7 protein-coding genes are annotated in these 3,187 nt (G+C 37.3%); all 7 read right to left on the reverse strand.

Annotated elements, in window-relative coordinates; genetic code table 11:
• Nucleotides 1–184: 184 nt before the first annotated feature.
• Nucleotides 185–523: a HepT-like ribonuclease domain-containing protein gene (locus PX481_RS26460; RefSeq protein WP_002763044.1), complete on the reverse strand. Its 339-nt coding sequence runs from the start codon at nucleotides 521–523 to the stop codon at nucleotides 185–187.
• Nucleotides 520–813 (reverse strand): nucleotidyltransferase family protein, encoded by a 294-nt coding sequence (locus PX481_RS26465; RefSeq protein WP_002768612.1) that lies wholly within the window; start codon nucleotides 811–813, stop codon nucleotides 520–522. Before PX481_RS26465 ends, PX481_RS26460 begins: the two co-directional genes overlap by 4 nt.
• A gap of 86 nt (nucleotides 814–899) precedes the next feature.
• Nucleotides 900–1,079 carry a hypothetical protein gene (locus PX481_RS26470; protein ID WP_288026498.1) on the reverse strand — a complete coding sequence of 60 codons (180 nt, stop codon included), beginning with the start codon at nucleotides 1,077–1,079 and terminating at the stop codon, nucleotides 900–902.
• A 12-nt stretch (nucleotides 1,080–1,091) separates the two neighbouring features.
• Entirely contained in the window at nucleotides 1,092–1,436 is a 345-nt protein-coding gene (locus PX481_RS26475; RefSeq protein WP_104396060.1) for a hypothetical protein, read from the reverse strand.
• An 8-nt stretch (nucleotides 1,437–1,444) separates the two neighbouring features.
• Entirely contained in the window at nucleotides 1,445–1,792 is a 348-nt protein-coding gene (locus PX481_RS26480) for a Tse2 family ADP-ribosyltransferase toxin (RefSeq protein WP_002763055.1), read from the reverse strand.
• A 3-nt stretch (nucleotides 1,793–1,795) separates the two neighbouring features.
• Nucleotides 1,796–1,957: a hypothetical protein gene (locus PX481_RS26485; RefSeq protein ID WP_288026501.1), complete on the reverse strand. Its 162-nt coding sequence runs from the start codon at nucleotides 1,955–1,957 to the stop codon at nucleotides 1,796–1,798.
• Between the two features lie 370 nt (nucleotides 1,958–2,327).
• Complete coding sequence (locus tag PX481_RS26490; protein WP_079205648.1) at nucleotides 2,328–2,870, reverse strand: REP-associated tyrosine transposase; 543 nt, start codon at nucleotides 2,868–2,870, stop codon at nucleotides 2,328–2,330.
• Nucleotides 2,871–3,187: the final 317 nt, after the last annotated feature.

Below are 3,187 nucleotides of genomic sequence, written 5' to 3' on the forward strand. Positions count from 1 at the left end.
ACAATTTGTAATATTCCTTGTTGACACCCTTACTGACAAAGAAAAAACTGAAATCAAGTCAGGATAAGGGTTGGAGTGCTTACTGCAAAAATTGTTAAGAAAGATCCCTATAAGGGATAGCTTGATAAGGGGGGTGTCTGACAACTTTTAACGCCTACCTACTTATTTATTCGCTCAACCCAACCTAAGAAACTGATTCTAGATGCCTTAAAATCTGTTCTCTTAAATCATCCAAATAATTCTCTACCACCTCCCAAACTGTATTAAGGTCAATTCCCCCTAAATAATCATGTACTAAAATATTCCTAAAACCAGAAATATTACGCCAGTCAACATTGGGAATATTTGCCTTTAATTCCTCCGAAAGCCTTTGAGTTGATTCTGCCAAAGTTTGTAAGCGTCTAATGATAGCATCGCTGATTATTGAATTAGCAAAAAACTCCTGTTTTCCTCCTTGGGAATAGTCCTTAATTTTATCAATACAGTCTAAAATATATTCAAGATAAACTCGATCTTCATTCATAACTTAATTGCCTCCTTTAAGATTCGCTGTTTAATTAGATGATGAAGGCTTTTTTCAGTTACTACATCCACTTTACACCCTAAGAGAGCCTCTAAATCAACTAATAATCCACCGGGAAACCAAGGGGATGTTTTAGCTAAATCATAATCAATTAAAAAATCAATATCACTATTTTCGGTTTCCTCTCCTCTAGCAACGGAACCAAATACACGCACATTAAAAGCACCATGTTTGGTGGCAATTTGTAGGATATCCTCTCGTTTGTCTTGTATGAGTTGTTTTAAGGTCATAAAATAACATCCCTCCCGAAGGTTTTTAATGAACAATTAACAGACTAGACTAGAAAAAACTAAATACTGATAACTCACCCCCCCACTTATTGCCCTAATTGCTGCAAAAATTGCATCACCTTTTCATCAGTTGCCATAATATTCTGTTGGTAGAATATTATAGCTGCTTGTTGTAGGTCAATTTTTGCTTTTTCGGTTTGTTTTAATTGGGCATATAAAAGACCACGACTACGGACCTTATGAACGATGGCTAAATAAGTAATCATTGATTTCTCATTTCAGGTTCGCATTAGATTATATTCTTCGCGGATTGATGAAGTTAGAGATTCCACTAAGATTAATTTTTCCTCAATTGACAGGTTTTTTCCTTGTTTAATTAATGTTTGTAAAGTCATTTTTTGCAAATCAAATTCCGGCACAAGTAGAGCCAATTCTTGTGTTTGTTGATTTTGTAAGTCAGTAATTAATTCTTGTAAAAATAGAGAATCATTACTTAAGTCTGAAATTTCATCTTCATAGTTTTCGAGAGCTTCTATTTGTTGAATACGGTCACTATAATTTTTGAGAAGGGATTCGAGAGCTTCGATAATAAATTGGATGTCTTTAAATGATAGAGTTTTCATAGTTTACCTCAACTTACACGATAAAAAAATTCACCAATTACCCTTAAGGCTTGTTGATAGGTTTCTATTGACATGGGAAATAAGGGTTTCCATAACCAGTGATTACCTCGATCATTAATTAATTCTAGCTCACTGGGAATAGAAATTCCCCGATCTAGTTTCCACCAGTTGTTTCCTATTCCCTGAACGGAAAAGGTCGAAATTCCCCCCGGTGTTTGTCCATCAACAAGGGTTTCTTTTACCCATATTTGCCCATTATTTTCATAGATAGCAATATCTTTGTTAGGACGAACATGATCCATTCTGGGAGATGTAGCATTACCTCTACGGTATAAATCAACGGGTGTTTTTATCATTTGTCACCTCCCTAATTCGCGTAAAAGTTGCATCACCTTTTCATAAGTTGCCATATTATCCTGCTGGTAGAATATTATAGCTGCTTGTTCTAGGTCAATTTTTGCTTTTTCGGTTTGTTTTAATTGGGCATATAAAACACCACGACTACGGATTATAGTAATCATAGCAATTATCGTCGATTGGGTTGACCCAAGGAAACCAAAGTAGGTTGGGTTGACGTAAGGAAACCCAACAACAGACCCAAGGAAACCCAAAAAAAAGATTCAGACAGATTTAGATTTTGGGTGTTGGGTTGCGCTTTTCCTGAGAATTGAGAGGTTTTCTTTAACATATTTATTCGCTCAACCCAACCTACAGTTTTGTAGGTTGGGTTGAGGCACGAAACCCAACAATACACCCAAGCAAACTACCGTAGGTTGGGCACGAAACCCAACAATAGATCCAAGGAAACCCAACAAAAAGATTCAGACGGATTTAGGTGTTGGGTGTTGGGTTTCGTTCCGATGACCCAACCTAGGAAACAATGCGATCGCTCTATTCATAGCCAACCTGCGTCGGAAAGATGATTTCTTCATTTGCGCCCCAGTCAATCTGATAGATTTCTTGTTGAACATAACGGTGAAAACTGGAATATTCCCAAGCTGAAGGAGCATTAACTAATCGATGTTTTACGGGATTATAATGGATGTAATCTACATGACAAATGAAATCTTGCTCGTTTTTGATTAAGTGTTCCCAGAACCGTCTTTGCCAGATAGTTTGTTCTTTTTTATTCTCTCTCGAAGTAGTCATTTTTCCGTGATATTGTGAATCGCAGTTACGACTAAAATAGCTTTTTATTAAACGCCAACGAGTGGAAAAATTGGCATCACCTTCGGGTAAAGTCCAAATGCAGTGCAGGTGGTCGGGTAAAATGACAATGGCATCGATTGTGAATGGGTGACGTTGCATAACGTAGCGAAATGCTTCTCGCAAGAGGGAGATATTTTCTGGTTCGCACAAGAATTTTTTACGCTTGTGAGTGACAAGGGTAAAAAAGTAAGTTCCTCCCTCAATTTTTGCCCTTCGATACTGCATAATAAATATTGATTATTCTGGCGCATAATCCCCCTTGTCGGTTGGATTGACCAAAGGAAAACCCAACAAAGCATAACTGGTGGATTTGTTGGGTTTCGTTCCTCCACCCAACCTACGAAACTATGAAACGATATGATCGCTCTTTTTTAAATCATATAGTAATCATAGCAATTACCGTCAGCAATTCCAAATTCAAACGGTAGTGTAGGATACAGAATTGATTTCGCTTCTGTCCCTCAAAATAGAGTGAACGAGTTGCCCATTGGGTTTTGCAGGAATGGAAGTCCAAGATTTGAGTTTTATAGGGATGCTGAGCT

Source organism: Microcystis sp. M53603_WE2, from assembly GCF_030065435.1.